Here is a 508-nt window from a genome sequence, read left to right as displayed (position 1 = left end):
CCGCTCGGTCCCATCATCGAGGAGCTCGACATGCGGCCGGAGGCGGTGCGCATGGACGCGCTGCGCTCGGGCCGCGCGCCCGTCCTCGACACGCACCGCCGCGCCGGGACGCGGGATGTGCTCGGCCGCGTCACCGCCGCCCGCCTCGAGGCCGGCCGCGGCTACGCCACGCTTCAGTTCAGCGGCGCGGACGACGTCGAGCCGGTCTGGCAGCGCGTCGCGGACGGCACGCTGCAGTCCGTCAGCGTCGGCTATCGCGTTCATCGCTACGAGCCCCGGCCCGACGCCGCCACCGGCCAGACCATCCACCGCGCGGTGGATTGGGAGCCCTACGAGATCTCGATCGTGCCCGTCCCGGTGGACGCGGCCGCTGTCGTCCGTGGCGAGGGGGATCAGGGCACCCCCGCCACCGCCATCGAACCCGCCCTGACCATCCCCGAGGAACCACCCATGCCCGAGACGACGCCGGCTTCGCCGGATCCCGCGCCGGCGCCGCCCGCGCCGCCCA

1 pseudogene is annotated in these 508 nt (G+C 75.6%); it reads left to right on the top strand.

The features are described 5' to 3' along the window. Nucleotides 1-508 (top strand): annotated as a pseudogene (locus tag J3S20_RS29965) (prohead protease/major capsid protein fusion protein); the annotation flags it as partial.

The sequence above is a fragment of the Falsiroseomonas tokyonensis genome (genome assembly GCF_019024325.1).
In the GTDB taxonomy this organism is placed as follows: Bacteria; Pseudomonadota; Alphaproteobacteria; order Acetobacterales; family Acetobacteraceae; genus Falsiroseomonas; species Falsiroseomonas tokyonensis.
This window is presented reverse-complemented; position numbering and strand designations above follow the sequence as displayed.